Raw genomic sequence first — 17,793 nt, forward strand, 5'->3', positions numbered from 1 at the left:
TTGAATTACGAACGTCAGCCGTACAGAAGGTGTGGCCGCAGCGGCCTGCTGCTCCCCGCGGTCTCGCTGGGCCTGTGGCACAACTTCGGCGGCGGCAAGCCGCTCGACAGCCAGCGCGCGATCCTGCACAAGGCGCTCGACCTCGGCATCACCCACTTCGACATCGCCGACAGGTACGGCCCGCCGCTCGGGGCCGCGGAGTCGACCTTCGGCACGATCTTCCGCCAGGACCTGCGCGGTCACCGTGACGAGATCGTCGTCACCACCAAGGGCAGCAACCCCATGTGGGACGGCCCCTACGGCAAGGGCAACTCGCGCAAGCACCTGCTCGCCACGCTCGACCGCTCGCTGGACCGGCTCGGCCTCGACTTCGTGGACATCTTCTACCTGCACCGCGACGACGACGCCACGCCGCTGGAAGAGCAGGTGAGCACGCTCGACCACATGGTGCGCACCGGCCGCGTCCTCTATGTCGGGGTCTCCAACTTCTCCCCCGAACGTACGGCGGAGGCCGCCCGGCTGCTGCGCGACCTCGGCACCCCGCTGGTGGTGCACCAGCCGGCGTATTCGATGATCCGGCGGGGCATCGAGGAGTCGCTGCTGGGCGTGCTGGAGCACGAGGGCATGGGCTGCGTCGTGTACTCACCGCTGGCGCAGGGCCTGCTGACCGACCGCTACCTGAACGGCATCCCGGCGGACTCGCGGGCGGCCGAGGGCCGTTTCCTCACGGCCGACCGGGTCACGCCCGAGGTGCTGACGTTCGTCCGCGCGCTGGGCGAGCTCGCCTCGGCCCGCGGGCAGACGGTGGCCCAGCTCGCGCTGGCATGGGCGTTGCGAGACCCGCGCATCACGTCGGTCCTGGTGGGCGCGTCGAGCCCCGAGCAGCTCGCGGCGAACGTCGCGGCCGTCGACCGGCTCGACTTCACCACCGACGAACTGGCCCAGATCGACCGGGCCATCAAGGAGGCAGGTGTCGATGCGTAGAAGCACACCGTGACTCCCTTACCCGCCCTCCCAAGGGTGGGCCTGGGCGGCGGACCTCTGGGCAACTACCTCCAGCCCATCTCCGACGCCCAGGCCCAGGCCGTGATCGACACGGCCTGGGCGGCCGGGATCCGCTACTTCGACACCGCCCCCTTCTACGGCCTCGGCCTGGCGGAGCGGCGCCTGGGCCGGGCGCTGCGCTCCCGCCCGCGGTCTGCGTACCTCCTGTCGACCAAGGTCGGCCGGCTGGTGAAGCCCGGCTCCAACGGCTCACGTGAGGCGAGCATCTTCGCGGTCCCCGACGATCACCATGTCGAGTGGGACTTCACCCGCGACGGCGTCCTGCGCAGCGTCTCGGACTCCCTGGACCGCCTCGGCCTGGACCGGATCGACATCCTGCTCATCCACGACCCCGACCGCCACTGGCCGCAGGCTCTGGACGAGGCGTACCCCGCCCTGGCGGACCTGCGCGCCCAGGGCGTGGTGCGGGCGATCGGCGTCGGCATGAACCAGTCGCGGATGCTCGTCGACTTCGTCAAGCACGCCGACCCCGACGTCCTGCTCGCCGCCAACCAGTGCACGCTCCTGCGCCGGTCGGCGTTCGAGGAGCTGTTACCCCTGTGCCAGGAGCGGGCCATCCCCGTCGTCGCGGCCAGCCTCCTGCACCGCGGTCAACTGACCACCCCACCCCCGGACGCCCCGGCGGACGTCCAGCGGATCGCCGCGGCGTGCCGGGACCACGACGTCCCTTTGACGGCCGCTGCCCTCCAGTTTCCCCTGCAGCACCCGGCGGTCCACTCCATCCTGATGGGCGCCCACGAACCAGCCCAGATCACCACCAACCTGGCCGCCCTGGACCACCCCATACCCGACGCGCTCTGGCAGGCCCTCAGCCCTGGCCCGGCTCTCGGTACACCAGCAGGTAGCGCCAGAACAGGAGACGGCGGATCAAGGCTCCGGGCAGCAGCGTCGCCGCCTCCGCCTTGATCTCCGGCAAGGTCATCATCGCCTTGGCGACCACCATCTCTTCCTCTTTCGCACCAGTCCTCGACAGCAGGCCCGCGACCGCGTTCACCGGCACCGCGCACAAGCTCACCGCGAAGTCCACCGGCGTGCTCTCCTGGTAGCAGCCGAGGATCGCCAGCACCCCACCGGGCGCGAGCGATCCACGCAACAGGCTCACCGTCTCGAACGGCACATGGTGGATGCTCGCCAGGCAGGAGACGAAGTCGTACCGGCCGCTCGGCAGCTCGGCCAAGGCGATGTCGGCCTGCTCGTACCGCACGGAACCCGGGATCGAGCGGGCCTCCTCGATGGCCGCCGCGGACGAATCGATCGCGTCGACTTCGAGCCCCCGCCCGGCCAGGCGGCGAGCGAACCGGCCGCTCCCACAGCCCACATCCAGGGCGGTACCGGCCCCTTCCGGAACCTGCTTCAGCAGAAGCGGATGATAGTGATCATTGTGATTGAACGACATGACACGCGAAGCTATCGCCCAGGCCCACCCGGCCGCAGCGTGATCCTGCTCGCGGCGTACCGTTCCACCTGGGCGCGGCTGTACAGGAGCGGGAAGTACTCGCCCGACCTCCAGCGTTCGGCCAGATCCCGGTAGTGCGGGCTCCGCGGATCGCCGGACTGGCCGGGAGCGTTGACCGCGCGGGAGTTGTCCCACTGACCGACGTCGAGCACCATCTTGAACGACGCTCCGGACGACTGCTGGTAGGTGGCCGGGTTGTAGGTGGAGGCGTCCACCGTGTACGCCGAGCCGCCCCGGGGGAAGGGCCCCACGTTCGCGCCGACGGGGCCGGTGAACTCGGTGTACTGCAGCGCCCCCCACTTCCACACTCGCGGGTCGGCGCCGAGCCGCCCGGCGACCTCGCGGTAGGCGGTGGCCAGTGTCGTGGCCAGCAGTTCGTCCCGCGCGGCCGTCCCACCGGACCCGAACCAGCGTTCCGGGTTCTCCAGCGCGTCGACCAGCAGGCGGGCATCGGTGACCGGGATGAAGTCCGCCACCGCCGGCGGCAGCACCGCGCGGCGGAAGGCCGGCACGAGATGACGCGAGAACCACGGCTCGAACAGGGCCGCCGCCGGCGAGTCCGCGTCCGCCGCCCCGTCATAGGAGCGGAGCAGCTCCAGCGCCCGCGCGGTGTCCGGATCCGTGCTCGTCAGGCCGGCGAGCACGCGTACGATCCGCTGGGCGGGCTTGGACACCTTGTCGGCCTGCAGGCGGATCGAGTCCGCGACCGAACTGCGCGGGCTCGACGCGAGCACCTCGTCGATCCGCTGTTCGCGGTAGGGGGGATCCCACTCGAACCCCACCTGCACGGGGTGGTTCGCGGGCAGGTCGAACTCGTTCGCCGAGGTGACCAGTCCCCGGCGCGGATTGTAGGAGCGGGGCAGGCGGGCGCCGTCGTAGAAGCCGTCCCATTCGTAGCGGCCGTCGCCCGGGACGGGCAACAGGCCGTCGTAGCCGGTGCGCTTGGGAGTGAGGCCGCCGGGCACCCAACCGATATTGCCCGATTTATCGGCGTAAACCTGGTTCTCGGGCGGCCCGCCCCAGGTGCTCATGGCCGTGGCGAACTCCCTGAAGTCGCGGGCGCCCATGTACGTCAGGCTGCCGAAGTAGGGCGACGTGCCGGGCTCCAGCCAGGTGGTGCGCAGGGCGTACGCGAGGTTGCGCTGCCGGTCGATCTTGAGCACCGGGCCGTGCCTGGTGAAGGGCAACTCCACCTCGACCGGCGCGCCGCCCGCGACCGGCATCTGCTCGGTCGTCGTCCTGAAACGCTCCCAGCCGTCGCCGTACCGGTACCTGCCCGGGTCATCGGGATCGAGCCGGTAGACATAGAGGTCTTCCTGATCGGTGCCGAAGATGGTCAGGCCGAACGCGACGGTGCCGTTGTGCCCTATCGAGATCCCCGGCAGCGCGGGTTCACCGGCCCCGATGACATCGAGCCCGGGCGCCGACAGATGGGCCAGGTAACGCAGAGAGGGCGCGGTCAGCGACCGGTGCGGGTCACTGGCCAGGATGGGGCGGCCCGTGGTGGACCGGCCCGGCGAGATGGCCCAGGCGTTGCTGCCTTCGGCCCCCGCGGGGTCGGCGGGGGCCAGGCGTAACGTGCCGTTCTCGACGACCACGCCCCGCGTGGCCAGGTCGTACGTCCGCAGCACGTCAACGGGCACGTCACAGGGGTCGAGCCCTTGGGGCAGGGCGACGGTCCGTTCGGGTTCCAGGCGCCACAGGGATCCGGCGGCCTCGATTCCCCCCGCGCAGACGAGCAGCGATCGGAGGACCTCGCTGAAGACGTTCTTGGAGATGCCGTGGCTTCTGATCCGCACCACGTCCTCCGGCCGCCAGAGCGCGGGCGCGTACCCGAGCTGCCGGAACTCAGGCGGCATACCCTCCGGATTCCGCGCGAGCCACCGTACGTAGGCGTTGATGCCGTCGGTGAAACGGGTCGCGGCCTGTTTCGCTCCGGGGCCGTAGCTCGACCATTCCCGGTCCATGTCTCCGCGATACAGGAACATCCTCGTCGCTTTGTCCTGCTCCACATAGGTGGAACCGAATACCCCGGACAGTTCGCCCAGGCCGCGCCGCCGCCAGAGGTCGATCTGGAACAGCCGGTCCCTGGCGGCGTTGAATCCCTGGGCGAGGAAGAGGTCATCGGTGTTCTGCGCGTAGATGTGCGGAACGCCCCACTGGTCCACCACCAGCTCGACCGGCTGCCTGAGCCCCGGAACGTACTGCTCCGTAGCCTGCCGTGACTGCGCCGCGACAGACGGCGCCGTCAGGCTCAGCACGAGTCCGGCGACCAGCGCCATTCCGGCACGCAGGCGTCTCCGCATGGCACAGCACCTCTCGTTCAACCCGTGCGGGGGTGTGAGCACCGGGACGGCGGCCTGCCCCCTCGCCGACTTCCATGACAGGACGCCTGCGGTGATTTCGGCCAGCGAATTCTGGACATTTAGGGGGCGCGGCGGCGGAAAAACCCCATGACCCCCCTCCGCACCTCACATATAGGGGGTGGGTAGGGGTGCTACGCGCACGTCTTCTGCTCGACGTCACACAGCTTGACCGCGGGGAAACGCGGCGACCGCTCGTTGAGCAGCGGCTGCGGCTTCGCGCGCAGGTGCAGGTCGAAGAACGCCGCCACGTACGTGCGGGTGATCTCCATGGAACGGGCCGGGGGCAGGTCGGTGTTCCGGTAGATGCCGATCTGTTCGCCCAGCACGGCGATGTCGGTGAACGAGACGTGCTCCGCCCCCGCCACCACGAGCCAGCGCTTCCATCCCGTCAGGTTCCGCCAGACGCCGTCCCACGAGACGTCCTGTCCACCCGGGCTGTGTTTCGCCTGCGTGCCCAGGAAGAGGAACGGCCGCGACAACCCGCTCTCCGGAACCGGGACGAACGCGGTGCCGTCGATGTCGATCCCGGCGCGTACCCTCGGGTCCTTGAGCATGGCGCCCACGGCGCTCGCGCCGCCCGCCGAGTGACCGGCCATCGCGATCCTGGTGGGGTCGATCAGCCCGGCGCTCTTCCATGGGGAGTGCGCGCGCGTCAGTTCGTCCAGCACGAAGGAGACGTCGGCCGCCCTGGTCGCTCCAACCTTGTCCCAGAATGTCTGGTTCTTCTCCTTGACCTCGCATGCCACACAGGTGGTGATCCGTCCGCCGGGGAAACTCGTCGCGGTCTCGTACGTGTGGCCGATGGAGACCACCGCGTACCCTCTGCTCGCCAGGTCCTCGGCCAGTGCGGTGAGCGAGCTCCGGGGCTCGGTGAAGCCGGTGGAGAGCACCACCAGCGGCAGGCTGCGCCGATGACCCGCGGGTTTCGCGTCGGTGGTCGCGTTGGTCCGCGTCTTGCTGAGCAGGTCGAGCGGCAGATCGGTTATTTCACCGTCCTTCATGAGAAGCTCTGATTCCTTGGGGGTCATGTACGGAGCCGTCTTCCCGCCACGGGATTTCGCCGGGTACCACAGGGAGACCATGAGCTCCCTCGCCTTCACGCTGGGCACCCAGGGGTCGGCGCGGGAGGTGTCCTTGAGGTACAGGGACGTGGTGCCGACCGGCTGGGAGCCGGTCGGTTCGGGGAGGTGCGGCGTGCCGCTGCGGAGGGATGCCAGACCGGCGGAGGCGGGCCTGGTGGAGGTGGGTTCGGCGGAGGTGGGCGACGGCGTGCGCGAGGGAGTGCCGGACCGGACTTGCCCGGCTGCGGACGCGGAGGCGCAGGAGGTGGCGGCCACGAAGGCGAGCAGAGCCGCGACGGCGGTGGCACCTCGGCGCGTTGCTCTCCGCGCGATCACATGACCCATGAGCTGTCGTCCTTCCTGATCGGAGCGGCCGCCTCGATGGAGTTCTCCACGGGCGGCCGATGGCAGCAAGCAAGCTATGCGCGCAGGAGATTCGCCCGCGTCGTCTGTCCTGCCGATATCGGCCCCTTCTTGAGGACGACCGCGGGCCGTGTCATCCCTGCGATGTACTCCTGGGGGACGTCGGGCCCGGTCACCGAGGCTGACGCGGGACGTACCGTGCCGTCGGGACAATGCATCAGTGACAGTGAGCGAACGACGTGGATGGTGGCAGCTTGGGCTGGATGCGCTGCGCCCTGAGCAGGAACCCGCCCGGCCCTCGCGCCGGGCCCTCCTCGCCGACCTGCTGCTCGCGATCGTCCTGACGGTGGTCGCGGTGGCCGCGACGGCGAGCATGACAGACGGTGGTCTCGGCCGCGTCGACGTGCGGCAGCACTCCATGATGGAGCCCTTGCGACTGCGGCCCACTCCTCAGCCACGAAGCCGCGATGTCCGGCCCGACAGCCTGGTACGGCTGGTCAATCCCGCCGCCGCCGACTCGGACGGTTCGGGCCCGCTTCCGCTCCTGGTGGTTCTGACCGCGTTGCCGCTGGCGGTACGGCGGCTGTATCCGCTGATCACCTTCTGGGTGGTGCTGGCCGCGGCGTTGGCCACCTCCGACGACGCGACCTGGATCACCGTGCTGACGTTCGCCATCGCCGCCTATGGCGCCGTGGCCCACAGCCGTCACCGGGCGCTGGCGGTGGGCGGCCTCGTCCTCGCGACCGTCCTGGCCGGCGCGGCCTTCCAGGACTCCGTACCGCCGTTGCCGAGCTGGCTGGGGCCGTTCGTGGTCCTGCTGAGCGCTGGAGTCGCCGCGAGTTTCGGCCGGTTCTGGAGGCAACAGCTCGACGCCGGCCGCCGCCGGTTCGCCGCACTGCAGCAGGCTCAGGAGGAGGCCATGCGCCGGGCCGTCGAGGTGGAGCGCTCCCGGATCGCCGGCGAACTCCACGACGTCGTCACCCACAATGTGAACGTGATGGTGATCCAGGCCGGAGCGGCGCGCAAGGTCATGGACACGGCCCCGGCCCAGTCGAAGCAGGCCATGCTGGCGGTCGAAGCCAGTGGCCGGGCCGCCATGGCCGAACTACGCCACGTCATGGGCCTGCTCGCCGGTCCGGAGAGCGCGCGGGCGGCAGGCAGCGCCGACGGGCTCGAACCACAACCGGGACTCGACCAGCTCGACTCCTTGATCAAACGGGTTCGCGAAGCCGGAGTGCCGGTCAGCGTCGAGATCTCTCCACCGCCCGGCCCGCTGCCGCCGGGGGTGGACCTGGCCGCGTACCGCGTCGTGCAGGAGGCCTTGACCAACACGATCAAGCACGCGGCCGGCGCCGCGGCGTCCGTCACGATCGGCCACAGCGGCGACTGGCTGGAGATCGAGATCACCGACACCGGTGGTCGGCAGGCGGCCGAGGTCACCAGCGCCGGCGGCGGCGGGCAGGGCAGGGGCCTGATCGGGCTACGCGAGCGGCTCGCGCTCTACGGCGGCACCCTGCGGGCGGGGCCAAGGAGCGGCGGCGGCTACCAGATCAAGGCGAGGGTTCCATGGACCAGCACGTGAACCGGCCACTGCGCGTGGTCATCGCCGACGACCAGGCGCTGGTACGCAGCGGGTTCGGGATGATCCTCGCCGCCGACGGCATCGAGGTGGCGGCCGAGGCGGCCAACGGCGCCGAAGCCGTCGCCGCCGTCCGGCGCACCCGGCCCGACGTCGTGCTCATGGACATCCGGATGCCGGAGATGGACGGCCTCGAAGCCACCCGGCAGATCACGGCGAGCGCCACGGACGAGACCCGCGTCCTCATCCTGACCACCTACGACCTCGATCACTATGTCTACGCCGCGCTCACCATGGGGGCCAGCGCGTTCCTGCTCAAGGACGTCACGCCCGAGCACCTGGTGGCCGCGGTCCGCCTGGTCCGCGCGGGCGACGCCCTGCTCGCCCCGTCGATCACCCGTCGCCTGGTCGAGCGGTTCGCCCGCCGCGACGAGGCCAGGGCGGCCGTCCACCGCGATCTGTCGGGGCTGACGCCCCGGGAACTGGAGGTGTTGCGCCTGCTGGCCACCGGGCTGAGCAACGCCGAACTCGCCGAACGACTGAGCCTCAGCCCGACGACGGTGAAGACCCACGTCGCGCGCATCCTGTCCAAGCTCGGCCTCAGGGACCGGGTCCAGGCAGTCGTGCTCGCGTACGAGACCGGGTTGATCACCCCAGGCTCACCCACCGACCGACCACCAGGGAGCCCCACCATCAGATGACAGGAACGCCTTTCCGTGGGAATCGAACTTCCCGCCCCGCGCACCACTTCGACGAGGCCGGTCAGCGAATAACGCCCTTCCAGGTGCCCCGCCATACGCGAATGACCCCGTTGGGCGTGATGGAGACGCGAGCGCCGTACAACGGCAGTGACCCGTTGGCCAGCCAATGGAACCGGATATCGTCGAAGATGTCCCACAACCTGCGAGGCCCCGCCTGGTGCACGGTCGGACAGTCCATCCCCTGCGCGCTGGCTCGAGCCCACGACCCGTCTTCGTGCAGGAGCCAGGCTGTCCGGCGGCCGTCCTCGCCCTCTTCGTATCGGTCCTCGATCCCCGGCGCCGTGACCTCCAGCATCGACCGCAGCTCCCACCCGGCTCCGGCGTCGACGACGGGATACCGCCCCTGCCTGACGTCCTCGCCGGACTGGTCGCGGATCGCCTCGTACATCTCGGCAAGCCGCGACACGTATGCTCCGCTGCCCGAACGGGTGGGCATGAACATCGCCCAATCACGCTCGATCTGTCCTCGCGCCCAACCGTCGTCGGTCTTGTTCGCCGTGACGATCAGCGAGGTGTTGGCGATGCAGGTGACCAGCCGTCCTCCGGGGCGCAGCGCTTCCAGCCAGCTCGTGGGAATCGGCCGTACCGCGACCATCGACACGATCCGGTCGTACCGGCCGGGCAGCGGGCCATTCCCATCGCAGGTGACGACCTTGGGGTGCAGACCGACGCGGTCGAGCCGCTCTGCGGCGGCCGCTGTCAGATAGGGGTCTACGTCGATGCTGGTGACGTGCGCGTCGCCCAGCAACCGAGACAGCAGCGCGGCACTGTAGCCCGAGCCCGTAGCCAGGTCGAGCACGTCCGCGCCGTCGTAGATCTCCCCGTGCCGCAGCATACGAACAACCAGACCAGGCAGTGTAGAGCTGGAGGTCGGCCGCCCGGTGAGGACCTGTCCGAGGCTGGCGTGATCGGCGTGAACCCCCGCCACCTGCGTGATCAAGCTCTCATCACGGTAACTCGCCGCCAGCCACTCCTGCTCGTCAGCGAGCCCATCGCGTAGTTCCCACCGGCCGAACGAGGCGCCGGCCGGGGTGTCCCACCACCGGGGAAGGAACAGGTGGCGGGCGATGGTCGCAACGGGCTCGCGCCAGCGTGACCCACGCGGAGTCACGTCGGCGGCGAGCCGAGCGGCATGTTCGTGCCAGGTCACTGATAGGGCCTCCGCTCAAAGCGGCCCATCAATACGCTCACGGTAGATGAGAGCACGATCTGTGAGAGCACATCAGTATTGTTGAGCGATCCCGCGGCGCCGACTACGCGTCAGCGGCTCGCCACCGAACAAGCCTCGGCCGTCTGACCCGGACGTTCGTTCGTCGGCGAGCCCCAGGATGCCGAAAGGTCCGCGAACTCCGGGACGAGAACCTCCCGAAGCTCACGGACCTGTCGTCGGCGGAGCTAGCGTCGCACGTGCACCGGTACGCCCTTGCCGAGCAGACCGGGCAGCTCGACCGCCACGTTCATCGGCATCCGCACGCACCCGTGAGACGCCGGGTACAGCGGCACCGACAGCGCGCCGTGGAACGCGATGCCGCCGTTGAAGAAGATCGGGTTGTACAGCTGGCCCAGGTACGACCGGTGCCAGCCCGTCGCGCGCCACGTGGTCTTGAAGTCGCCCGTGGGCGTCGTGGCCGAGCCGCAGAAGCGCTGGGTCTTGCCCTGCCACGTCGCCGTCTCGCAGTAGGGGACGCCGCTGCCGGACGAGATGTGGGTGATCAGCTTCACCTGGCCGCCGACGTAAAGGACCATGATCTGCTTGGTCAGGTTGACCTCGGCGCGGGTCGGCTGGCCGTTCTTGACCAGGACCTTGGGGGTCCTGGGGTTCTCCAGCGCGGTCCACGTGCGCTTGGCGATCGTGCTGGTCGGCCTGATGCCGTTGACCTTCTGGAACGCCCACACGGCCGTCAGCGTCGATCCGCCGTAGCGGCCGTCGGCCTTGCCCGGGCGGTAACCGAGCCCTCTGAGCCGGCTCTGCAGCCACATGACCGCTTCGCCCTTGGCACCCAGCTTGAGCTGCTTCTTCGGCGCGGCGACCGCACTTGGTCCCGCCTCGGCGGCCGCCGTGGGAGGCGTCGCACTGGGCGTGACCGCGGTGGGTGTAGCCGCACTGGGCGTGGCCGCCGTGGGCGTTGTCGTGATGGAAGTGATGGCGGGCGCGGCGGCCAGCCGCACCTGGGTTGCGGACGTACCGCACCCCGTCAGGAGTACTGCACCAACCGTCAAGAGAGCAGCCACGCCGGGCAGCCGTCGGTCCCCCACCCCGTACCACCTCTCATACCATGAACATTCGAATCAAAGGACCTTACACCACCACCATGTCCAGGTAATGCAATGGTCAATCTGTTTAGAGTGTGCCCATGTCTGAGAAGTTGCCGGCTAACGCCGTTCTGGTGGAAACCGCCCTCCGCGCGCTGGGCGCCGAGGGAGAGATCATCGTCTTGCCGGAGAAGGCTCCCACTGCGGCCACCGCCGCCGCGCAGGTCGGCTGCGAGGTCGGCGCCATCGCCAACAGCCTCATCTTCGACGCGGACGGCGCGCCGCTCCTCGTGCTGACCAGCGGTGCGCACCGCGTCGACGTCGAGTTGATCGCCCGCACGGCGGGGGTTCAGAAAGTACGGCGGGCGACACCGGAGTTCGTCAGGGCGGCGACGGGCCAGCCGATCGGCGGCGTCGCGCCCGTGGGGCATCCGGCCCCGGTGCGGACCCTGGTGGACAACTGGCTGGACAAGCACGAGGTCGTATGGGCGGCGGGCGGGCACCCGCTCACCGTCTTTCCCACCACATTCGATGAGCTGGTGCGTATCACCGGTGGCACCCCCGTCGACGTCGAGTAGTGTGCGACGCGTGATCGAGTTTCGCGGGGCGGGTCAAGCGGAGTTCACCGAACGCCTGGACTCGGTGATCGACATCTATACCGCCGCCATGCGCCCGCCCACGGACCAGATCACCGGCCGCAAGGCCATCATGCGAAATCACGGCACATATCCCTACTTCCAGTGCTACTTCGCTGAATTGCGCGGGGGCCCGGAGACTCCGGACTCGCCTTCGGCCTTCGCCGAGGTTCCGGCCCCGGGCGGGGTTCCGACGCTGAGTGAACGCAGACGGTGGTTCACGGCCTCGATGCCGGACGCCTCATCGAGCAGCGTGCCGGCCGCGGAGCCGAACACCGCGTGGAACGCCGCCGGAACGCGACACCCCGGCGGCGCGTCCAGCCCGAAGATCGTCGGCTTCGCCTACGGCTTCCGGGGCGCCCCGGGCCAGTGGTGGCACGACGTCGTGTTCCGCGCGCTGGAGAGCCGCGCGGGCAGGGAGGCCGCCGAAGCCTGGCTGGGCAACGCGTTCGAACTGGCCGAGATCCACATGCACCCCGACTACCAGGGCAAGGGCATCGGCCGGGCCATGATCACCACCCTGTGCGCCGGCCGCCCTGAGCGTTCGGCGGTCCTGTCCACGCATGACCGCCCCACCATGGCCCGCCACCTGTACGCCAGCATGGGCTTCACCGACCTGCTGAGCCCGTTCCTGTTCCCCGGCGGTTACGAGCAGTACGCGATCTTGGGCAGACGCCTCCCTCTGACCTGATCCATGCGCATCAGCCCGACCGTCCAAGAACAGCGGTACCTACCAGCGCGGCTCCCGGCCGTCCGCGACACGATCGACATAATTGAGATGATCAGCCTGGTCAGGCGGGATACTCGAGCCCTTCGTCCGGGTCATCCCGAGCACGTCCCCCTTCACCGACACCCGTGACACGCCACTCGGCGAGCATGCCGCCGCCCGGGCGTCCGGCAGGAGGAACACATGCGTCTCGTCGCCCAGATCGGAGTGGCCGCCACCCTCATGGTGGGCCCAGGCACCCCGGCCGAGCAGGTCACCACGCCTACCGCCACAGCAGGGGCCACGACGTCGCCACCCTCCTCAGACGACAAGGGCCCCATTCCCAAGGCGCTGAAGAAGGTCCCGTCACTCCGCATCCTCCCTTCGCATCCCCGCCAGGCCAGCCACGTCCGGGTATTCGTGCACTGCCCCAAGAAGGCCAATCACGCGATCATCGGCTCCACCGCGTTCCAGTTGAAGGGGTCGAGACGTGTCTACCGGGAGGTGGGGATGGGATTCTCCGACCGGGGCCTGGGGCACCGTGGCGTGTCCATCTCCTACTACGCCCTGCCGGGGTGGCACAAGGCGCTCCTGAAGTGCGTCAAGGTCACGATGAACAAGAAGACCCGCATCAGCCGGACTCGGGTGATCGGCCGGGACGCCATCCCCCTCTACGTGCGTAGGTTCAGCATCTGGCAGTACTTCGACTAGGCCGGCGGCGTGGCGGAACCCGTCGCGGGCGCGGCGTTCGGCCGTGGCCGGGAGCGGTCACGTTCAGGCAACCGATAGCGGTCTGCATGCGGATGTAAGCCCGCTGTAAGCACGTTTCAGGCGACCCGCGCATCAATGGTGACGCAAGCCTTCAACGGGCCCGCACGGTTCACGCCATCACCTAGGAGATCCCGATGAACCGCACCATCCGCAGCCTGCTCGGAGTCACCGCCGCCGCCGGCCTCGTCGCCCTGGGCGTCCCAGCCCTCAGCGCCGCCGCGAACGCGTCGACCGCATCCACCGCGGGCATCACCAGCGCGACCTTCGACGGTCTCCGGCAGGCCCAGCCCTTCCTGTTCACCTACACCTTCAACGGCCATCTCAAGGTCGCCGGCGGCAATTTCACCGTCAACCGCCGTGTCTACCTGGTCGTCAAGTTCACCACCGGCCGGGTGGCGTTCGCCAGGTGGGAGACCGCCCGGCCGCACCCCATCACTCCCGGCGGGGCCATCTATGTGGAGACGACGATCGCCGCTCCCTGCTCCGGGTTCAAGAACGGCTACGCTCGCGGGTACGACGAGGCCACCAAGACGTGGTCTCCCCAGCTGCCGGTGGAGATCTGCCAGCGGATCGACTGACCGGCCCGCGCCTGTCCTAGCGGGACGCCGTCGGCGTCCCGCCGCTGCCGGGCAGCCGCACCACCGCGGACCAGGCTTGCGCCTCCCCGAACCGCCATCCCGCGACCACCGGGTAGGGGAGAGCGTCATCTGTCCAGCCGGCATCGGACCCGAAGTAGAACGCGCCATCGGCGCGGGCGGTGTCCTCATCTCGGCACAGGTTCCGCAGATGCGCACTCAGCCCGGGATGGGCGATGGAGGACAGCGGGCCGTCCCAGCGGGGGTCCACCCCGTACGCCGGCTCCAGCGGGAAGAGGTGGTCGGGACCGCGCAGGGTGCCGGTGGCGACCCGCATCGCGTCCATCAGTGAGCCGTCGGTGTGCGCGCGGAGCATGACCGTCATGTAGGCCTGTTTCAGGTCCGCCGGTTTCATGCCACGCTCGACGAGGATGCGCCCCAGCTCCGCGCCCGGCAGCCCGCCCTCCAGGCCGTCGATGCCGTGCCCGGAGTCCTCGCCATAGAAGAGCGAGCGGCCCAGGTCGATGGTCCAGTGAGGCGCGATCTCGTCCCAGCCCTCCAGCAGCTCGCCCAAAATCGGAATAGTGGGAAACGGCGCCCGGACGAGCTCTCCCCGGACCACCGGGCCGATGTCGAACCCCTTCTTGAACAGCTCGAGCGATAGATCGTCGCAGCAGTAGTAGACGCCGTAGGAGGCGTTCGGGTCGTACTCGTCCACCGGCTTGCCGAGCAGGACAGCGAAGGCGCGGGCCAGGGTGTCGTCCCAGGCATCCCGGGGTGTAGCGGTCATCACGGCTCCCATCGACGCGTCAAGGTGGGCGTCACTCTAGACGCCGCCCCCGACATCCCCGCAGCCTCCGCCAGGTGAGTGGACGGCCAACAGCCCGCACGTAACGGCGCCAAGCCGGGGAACCCCGTGACCGTTCCCCTGGACAGGCCTCAGCCACGGTCGGCGGATGGGGCCCACCGTGCTCTGCCGTACAAAAAACCGCCTGTCACCAGTACGGACGGTCGGATCCGCGTCAGGCGGACAGCGCTTCGACCACCGAGAGCCGCTCGAACACCTCTCGCGTCGCGCTCGACCGGTTGAAGGTGATGAAGTGGATGCCCGGCGCGCCCTCGTTGAGCAGCCGCTGGCAGAGCTCCACCCCGTGATCGATCCCCAGCCGCCGCACGGCCGCCGGGTCGTCGGCCACCTCCTCGAAGCGGGCCGCCAGCTCGGCCGGGAACGGCGCCCCCGACAGCTGCTCCGACCTGGCGATCGTGCTCATCTGGGTGACCGGCATGATGCACGGGATGATCGGCGTGTCGCAGCCCTGCGCCGCCACCCGGTCGCGCAGCCGCAGGTAGTCGTCGGCCTGGAAGAACATCTGGGTGATCGCGTAGTCGGCCCCGGCCCGGCACTTGCGGACGAAGAAGTCGGTGTCGGACTCGATCGACGGCGAGCGCGGGTGTTTGTACGGGAACGCCGCCACGCCCACGCAGAAGTCGCCCACCTGCCGGATCAGCCGCACGAGCTCCTCGGCGTAGAGGACGCCCTCAGGATGCTGGACCCACTCGCCCGTCGGGTCACCCGGAGGGTCGCCCCGCACGGCGAGGATGTTGCGCACACCCGCGTCCGCGAAGCGGCCGATCAGGTGGCGCAGCTCGCGGATCGAGTGGTTGACGGCGGTGAAATGCGCCACAGGAGTGAGCGTGGTGTCGTGGGCCAGCCGTTCGACGATGTCCACCGTGCGGTCACGGCTGGAGCCGCCCGCGCCGTACGTCACGGACACGAACGTCGGCCGCAGCGACTCCAACTCCCTGATCGCCCGCCACAGCTGCCGCTCCCCCTCGTCGGTCTTCGGCGGGAAGAACTCGAAGGAGAACGACCGTGCACCGGAGGCGAGAAGCTCGCGGACGGTGGGGACACGATCGGGCAGGATGGAGGATCGACCAAGCGCCATGTGAACCAGGCTACCGCCACATGCCCCGTCCCTGGAGATCCGCCTTGACCGCCCGGCCACTAGTCTCAGTGCTATGACCACTGACGCCGCGAGCCTGGACGCACTGCGTACCGAGGTCGACGCCGCGCTGCGGAAGTTCGTCGAACGGCAGCTACCCGCCCCCGGCGACACCGAACTCGAACCGCTCCGCGCGGCCGCCGACGACCTGCTGTCCGGCGGCAAGCGGCTGCGCCCGGCCTTCTGTTACTGGGGCTGGCGTGGCGCGGGCGGCACCGACGTGCCCGAGATCTTCACCGCCGCCGCGTCGCTGGAGCTCCTCCAGGCCAGCGCCCTGGTGCACGACGACGTGATGGACAAGAGCGACCTGCGCAGGGGCATGCCGTCCGCGCACCGCCGCTTCGAGGCGATCCACGAGAAGTCGGCCTGGCACGGCTCGGCGCAGCAGTTCGGCGAGGGCGCGGCGATCCTGCTGGGCAACCTGCTGCTGATCTGGTCCGGCGAGATGTGGCGCAGCAGCGGCCTGCCGCCCGAGTCGCTCGCGGCGGCGCAGCCGGTGCACGACCACATGCGTACCGAGCTGATGTGCGGTCAATACCTCGATCTGCTGGAGCAGGCGCACGGCGAGAACACCTTCGAGTCCGCCCTGCGCGTCGCCCTCTACAAGAGCGGCAAATACTCCGTCGAACAACCGCTCCGCCTCGGCCTGGTGCTCGCCGCCGGCGGGCTGGCGCCGTGGATGGACGAGCTCTGCATGGAGTACGGCCGGCGTGTCGGCATCGCGTTCCAGTTGCGCGACGACATCCTGGGCGTGTTCGGTGACCCGGCGCAGACCGGCAAACCGGCGGGCGACGACCTGCGCGAGGGCAAGCGGACGATGCTGGTCGCCAGGACGCTGGCCGCGGCCTCGCCCGGCGACGCCGAGACGGTGCGTGCCCTGCTCGGCGACCCGGGGCTCGACGAGCACGGGGTGAACGTGCTGCGGGGGATCATCGAGGGCACCGGGGCGCTGCGGGCGTGTGAGGACATGATCGGCGACTACCTCGGCGAGGCACTGACGTTCCTCGGCAAGGCGCCCATCACGCCAGAAGCCCGCGCGGCCCTGTCGAGCCTGGCGGTGGCCGCCACCTCACGCACCACCTGAGCCCGGCGGCCGCACGCGCGACGCGAGTCCGGGCACTCGATGGCACGCGTGTCGCGGAAACACACCGCGCCGAGCGGACAACGGGCGCGCGGAAGCACCTCACGGACAAAGCACCGCACGCCCGTCAGTTGGCCAGGCGCTTGGCGAACTCCGCTGCCGCGGCGCCCGGGTCGTCGGCGTCCGTGATGGCGCGTACCACCACGACCCGTTCGACCCCGTACGACCGGACCTGGTCGAGGTTGGCCAGGTCGATCCCGCCGATCCCGAACCACGGCCGCCCGCCGCCGAGCGACGCCGCGTGCCGGAGCAGCGACGGCCCCGGCGCGTGGCGGCCCGGCTTGGTCGGCGTGGGCCAGACGGGACCGCAGCAGAAGTAGTCGACGCCCTCCTCCACGGCCGCGGCGGACGCCTCGGCGGTGGAGTGGGTGGACCGTCCGATGAAGACGTCGTCGCCGAGTATCTCTCGCGCGACCTTCACCGGAAGATCGTCCTGCCCCAGGTGGAGCACGTCAGGCCGGGCGGCGTACGCGATGTCGGCCCGGTCGTTGACCGCCAGCAGCCTGCCGTGCCGGTCGCAGGCGTCGCGGAAGACCTCGAGGAGCGCGAGCTCTTCGCGCGCCTCGAGTCCCTTCTCCCGCAGTTGGACGATGTCCACGCCGGCGGCCAGCACCGCGTCGAGGAAGTCCGCCAGATCACCGCGTTCGCGGCGGCCGTCTGTGCAGAGGTAGAGGCGGGCGTCAGAAAGCGAGGGCTTGGGCACGCCGCTTGACCTCGGTATGGCGACCGGCCCTGATGGCGTCGACGGGCGAGCCAGGCAGGGAGTCGTCGGGGGTGAAGAGCCACCGGAGTGACTCGACATCGTCGTAACCGGAGTCCCGCAGCACCGAGAGGGTGCCAGGCAGGCCCTTCATCACGTCCTTTCCATCAAGGAACACAGCGGGCACTTGTGGCCCGCCACCGCCCCGGCGTACACCCAGCAGCTTGCGGTCCTTGAGGAGTTGCTTGGCCCGCCCCAGTGAGAGGTCGAGGCGCGCGGCCACTTCGGGGAGAGTGAGCCACTCGGCGACGAGTTGGTCGGTCTCCCGGTCGATCTGCGCAACAGAAAGCGTCACGAA

General features: G+C 69.7%; 18 protein-coding genes. 9 read left to right on the forward strand and 9 right to left on the reverse strand.

All coding sequences use genetic code 11. The features are described from left to right. Together AB0F17_RS09890 and AB0F17_RS09895 are read left to right on the forward strand one after the other, a co-directional pair. Window positions 1-984 (forward strand): aldo/keto reductase, encoded by a 984-nt coding sequence (locus tag AB0F17_RS09890; protein ID WP_358019115.1) that lies wholly within the window; start codon window positions 1-3, stop codon window positions 982-984. 9 nt (window positions 985-993) lie between these two features. Beyond that, the gene (locus AB0F17_RS09895; protein ID WP_358019118.1) at window positions 994-1,971 is read left to right on the forward strand and encodes an aldo/keto reductase; all 978 of its coding nucleotides are present in this window, start codon (window positions 994-996) and stop codon (window positions 1,969-1,971) included. On the opposite strand, the gene AB0F17_RS09900 is transcribed toward AB0F17_RS09895, so the two are convergent. The 3 genes from AB0F17_RS09900 to AB0F17_RS09910 all read right to left on the reverse strand — a co-directional run bounded on the left by AB0F17_RS09900 (window position 1,874) and on the right by AB0F17_RS09910 (window position 6,293). Then, window positions 1,874-2,461 (reverse strand): class I SAM-dependent methyltransferase, encoded by a 588-nt coding sequence (locus AB0F17_RS09900; RefSeq protein ID WP_358019121.1) that lies wholly within the window; start codon window positions 2,459-2,461, stop codon window positions 1,874-1,876. The two genes, AB0F17_RS09895 and AB0F17_RS09900, sit on opposite strands and share 98 nt — an antisense overlap. 11 nt (window positions 2,462-2,472) lie before the next feature. Next, window positions 2,473-4,827 (reverse strand): penicillin acylase family protein, encoded by a 2,355-nt coding sequence (locus AB0F17_RS09905; protein WP_358019124.1) that lies wholly within the window; start codon window positions 4,825-4,827, stop codon window positions 2,473-2,475. A 191-nt stretch (window positions 4,828-5,018) separates the two neighbouring features. Then, a complete protein-coding gene (locus AB0F17_RS09910; RefSeq protein WP_358019127.1) occupies window positions 5,019-6,293 on the reverse strand; it encodes an alpha/beta hydrolase in 1,275 nt (424 codons plus the stop codon). Between the two features lie 238 nt (window positions 6,294-6,531). On the opposite strand from AB0F17_RS09910, the gene AB0F17_RS09915 reads away from it, so the two are divergent. Both AB0F17_RS09915 and AB0F17_RS09920 read left to right on the forward strand, forming a co-directional pair. Further along, the gene (locus tag AB0F17_RS09915) at window positions 6,532-7,893 is read left to right on the forward strand and encodes a histidine kinase (protein WP_358019130.1); all 1,362 of its coding nucleotides are present in this window, start codon (window positions 6,532-6,534) and stop codon (window positions 7,891-7,893) included. Next, complete coding sequence (locus tag AB0F17_RS09920) at window positions 7,878-8,591, forward strand: response regulator transcription factor (protein WP_358019133.1); 714 nt, start codon at window positions 7,878-7,880, stop codon at window positions 8,589-8,591. Before AB0F17_RS09915 ends, AB0F17_RS09920 begins: the two co-directional genes overlap by 16 nt. Before the next feature lie 61 nt (window positions 8,592-8,652). Here the strand turns inward: AB0F17_RS09920 and AB0F17_RS09925 are convergent, their stop codons facing one another. Continuing rightward, the gene (locus AB0F17_RS09925; protein WP_358019136.1) at window positions 8,653-9,801 is read right to left on the reverse strand and encodes a methyltransferase domain-containing protein; all 1,149 of its coding nucleotides are present in this window, start codon (window positions 9,799-9,801) and stop codon (window positions 8,653-8,655) included. A 245-nt stretch (window positions 9,802-10,046) separates the two neighbouring features. Continuing rightward, window positions 10,047-10,871: a L,D-transpeptidase family protein gene (locus tag AB0F17_RS09930; protein WP_358019139.1), complete on the reverse strand. Its 825-nt coding sequence runs from the start codon at window positions 10,869-10,871 to the stop codon at window positions 10,047-10,049. A gap of 134 nt (window positions 10,872-11,005) precedes the next feature. On the opposite strand from AB0F17_RS09930, the gene AB0F17_RS09935 reads away from it, so the two are divergent. The 4 genes from AB0F17_RS09935 to AB0F17_RS09950 all read left to right on the forward strand — a co-directional run bounded on the left by AB0F17_RS09935 (window position 11,006) and on the right by AB0F17_RS09950 (window position 13,594). Next, a complete protein-coding gene (locus tag AB0F17_RS09935; RefSeq protein ID WP_358019142.1) occupies window positions 11,006-11,482 on the forward strand; it encodes a YbaK/EbsC family protein in 477 nt (158 codons plus the stop codon). Window positions 11,483-11,492: 10 nt separating this feature from the next. Then, entirely contained in the window at window positions 11,493-12,230 is a 738-nt protein-coding gene (locus AB0F17_RS09940) for a GNAT family N-acetyltransferase (RefSeq protein WP_358019145.1), read from the forward strand. A gap of 219 nt (window positions 12,231-12,449) precedes the next feature. Beyond that, a complete protein-coding gene (locus AB0F17_RS09945; RefSeq protein WP_358019148.1) occupies window positions 12,450-12,956 on the forward strand; it encodes a hypothetical protein in 507 nt (168 codons plus the stop codon). Window positions 12,957-13,150: 194 nt separating this feature from the next. After that, window positions 13,151-13,594 (forward strand): hypothetical protein, encoded by a 444-nt coding sequence (locus AB0F17_RS09950; RefSeq protein ID WP_358019151.1) that lies wholly within the window; start codon window positions 13,151-13,153, stop codon window positions 13,592-13,594. A gap of 16 nt (window positions 13,595-13,610) precedes the next feature. On the opposite strand, the gene AB0F17_RS09955 is transcribed toward AB0F17_RS09950, so the two are convergent. Further along, a complete protein-coding gene (locus AB0F17_RS09955; protein ID WP_358019154.1) occupies window positions 13,611-14,381 on the reverse strand; it encodes a hypothetical protein in 771 nt (256 codons plus the stop codon). Between the two features lie 232 nt (window positions 14,382-14,613). After that, a complete protein-coding gene (metF, locus tag AB0F17_RS09960) occupies window positions 14,614-15,537 on the reverse strand; it encodes a methylenetetrahydrofolate reductase [NAD(P)H] (RefSeq protein ID WP_214637748.1) in 924 nt (307 codons plus the stop codon). Between the two features lie 73 nt (window positions 15,538-15,610). Here metF and AB0F17_RS09965 point away from each other — a divergent pair, with 73 nt between their 5' ends. Then, window positions 15,611-16,678, forward strand: a complete 1,068-nt coding sequence (locus AB0F17_RS09965; RefSeq protein WP_358019157.1) for a polyprenyl synthetase family protein — start codon at window positions 15,611-15,613, stop codon at window positions 16,676-16,678. A gap of 124 nt (window positions 16,679-16,802) precedes the next feature. Here the strand turns inward: AB0F17_RS09965 and thiE are convergent, their stop codons facing one another. Next, window positions 16,803-17,438: a thiamine phosphate synthase gene (thiE, locus tag AB0F17_RS09970; RefSeq protein ID WP_358019160.1), complete on the reverse strand. Its 636-nt coding sequence runs from the start codon at window positions 17,436-17,438 to the stop codon at window positions 16,803-16,805. After that, on the reverse strand, window positions 17,416-17,790 hold the full coding sequence (locus AB0F17_RS09975; RefSeq protein WP_214637754.1) for an Rv2175c family DNA-binding protein: 375 nt from the start codon (window positions 17,788-17,790) through the stop codon (window positions 17,416-17,418). The genes thiE and AB0F17_RS09975 overlap by 23 nt, the downstream gene beginning before the upstream one ends. Window positions 17,791-17,793 lie beyond the last annotated feature (3 nt).

This window comes from Nonomuraea sp. NPDC026600 (assembly GCF_040638335.1).
GTDB lineage: Bacteria > Actinomycetota > Actinomycetes > Streptosporangiales > Streptosporangiaceae > Nonomuraea.

Coding starts and splice junctions, on each gene's coding strand:
- AB0F17_RS09900 (WP_358019121.1), bottom strand. CDS start 2,461: ATGTCGTTCAATCACAATGATCACTATCATCCGCTTCTGCTGAAGCAG.
- AB0F17_RS09905 (WP_358019124.1), bottom strand. CDS start 4,827: ATGCGGAGACGCCTGCGTGCCGGAATGGCGCTGGTCGCCGGACTCGTG.
- AB0F17_RS09910 (WP_358019127.1), bottom strand. CDS start 6,293: ATGGGTCATGTGATCGCGCGGAGAGCAACGCGCCGAGGTGCCACCGCC.
- AB0F17_RS09920 (WP_358019133.1), top strand. CDS start 7,878: ATGGACCAGCACGTGAACCGGCCACTGCGCGTGGTCATCGCCGACGAC.
- AB0F17_RS09935 (WP_358019142.1), top strand. CDS start 11,006: ATGTCTGAGAAGTTGCCGGCTAACGCCGTTCTGGTGGAAACCGCCCTC.
- AB0F17_RS09945 (WP_358019148.1), top strand. CDS start 12,450: ATGCGTCTCGTCGCCCAGATCGGAGTGGCCGCCACCCTCATGGTGGGC.
- AB0F17_RS09950 (WP_358019151.1), top strand. CDS start 13,151: ATGAACCGCACCATCCGCAGCCTGCTCGGAGTCACCGCCGCCGCCGGC.
- AB0F17_RS09955 (WP_358019154.1), bottom strand. CDS start 14,381: ATGACCGCTACACCCCGGGATGCCTGGGACGACACCCTGGCCCGCGCC.
- metF (WP_214637748.1), bottom strand. CDS start 15,537: ATGGCGCTTGGTCGATCCTCCATCCTGCCCGATCGTGTCCCCACCGTC.
- AB0F17_RS09965 (WP_358019157.1), top strand. CDS start 15,611: ATGACCACTGACGCCGCGAGCCTGGACGCACTGCGTACCGAGGTCGAC.